Annotated in this window: 3 protein-coding genes; all 3 read left to right on the forward strand. The window is 45.8% G+C overall.

Annotation, left to right across the window (positions count from 1 at the left end):
- The coding region (locus Q0257_RS01655; RefSeq protein WP_298020759.1) for a hypothetical protein at nucleotides 1-193 on the forward strand (193 nt) is incomplete at its 5' end.
- A gap of 36 nt (nucleotides 194-229) precedes the next feature.
- A complete protein-coding gene (locus Q0257_RS01660) occupies nucleotides 230-673 on the forward strand; it encodes a glycoside hydrolase family protein (protein WP_298020761.1) in 444 nt (147 codons plus the stop codon).
- Nucleotides 651-962: a hypothetical protein gene (locus tag Q0257_RS01665; RefSeq protein WP_298020764.1), complete on the forward strand. Its 312-nt coding sequence runs from the start codon at nucleotides 651-653 to the stop codon at nucleotides 960-962. The genes Q0257_RS01660 and Q0257_RS01665 overlap by 23 nt, the downstream gene beginning before the upstream one ends.
- Nucleotides 963-1,024 lie beyond the last annotated feature (62 nt).

The following is a 1,024-nucleotide window of genomic DNA, read 5'->3' on the forward strand; positions in this document are numbered from 1 at the left end:
GGCGGGAGGAGCGGCGCAAGAGCTGCAACCGGATATTGATACGGCCTCGTCTGAAGCCACAGAGCAGCAGCCTGCCGAGTCCGAATCGCAGGCAGGGCAGGCGGAAAAGACTGCGCCAGATGAGGCTGCCGCGAAAAAGAACAATCAAAGGTACCCTGTTTGTCATTATACTCAACTTTACCTTCTTTTCTAATAAAACTTTCTGAGTTGCCTAGAAGAGGAGCAAAGAATGAGCCTAATCGCAAACATCAAAGAAAACGAAGGCTTTTGCGGTGAAATTTATGAAGACACAAGAGGTTACAAAACTATCGGCTATGGCTTTTTAGTTTCGGCGCTAAGCAAAGACGAGCTAGCACTAAACGGCGGAAAGATAGAGCCGATGGGCCGCGCGGCGGCGGATCAAATTTTAGAGCTGAAATTAAAAAAGTTAAAGCCTAGGGTATTTGAAGCCTTTGCCTGGCTTCAAGACAAACCGCAAAACGTGCAGGACGTAGTGATAGAGATGTGCTATCAGATGGACGTTAACAAGGTTAAAAAATTCGTTACGACGCTTCACTACATAAGAACTAGCGAATATGAAAAGGCTATCGCAAACGGGCTTCGTAGCCTTTGGGCGCAGCAGACTCCAAATCGTGCAAAGAAGGTGTTAAATGGGCTTCTTGCTAAACATTAAATTTATACTGGCGGCTTTCGCGGTAATAGCGGTATTGTGCGGAGCCGAAATTTTAAGCCTTAAAAGCGATAATTCGCAGCTAAGCACCGAAAATGCAGGGCTAAAGGTGCAGTTACAGCAATGCGAGCTAAATCTAAGCCTACAAAACGCCGCGATCAAATCCCTTGAGGTGAATGCAAGCCGCCGTAACGAGGATAAGATCAAAAACGTTTCAAAAATTTACGTCAAAGATAAAAGTTGCGAGGCACAACTCGATGCATATAAAAAACTTCTTGATAGCGCTTTTTAGCGTACTTTATTTATGCGGCTGCGGCGCAAAGGAGCCGCAGGTAAAACAAGTCTATGTGCCTG

The organism is uncultured Campylobacter sp., assembly GCF_938018035.1.
GTDB lineage: Bacteria > Campylobacterota > Campylobacteria > Campylobacterales > Campylobacteraceae > Campylobacter_B.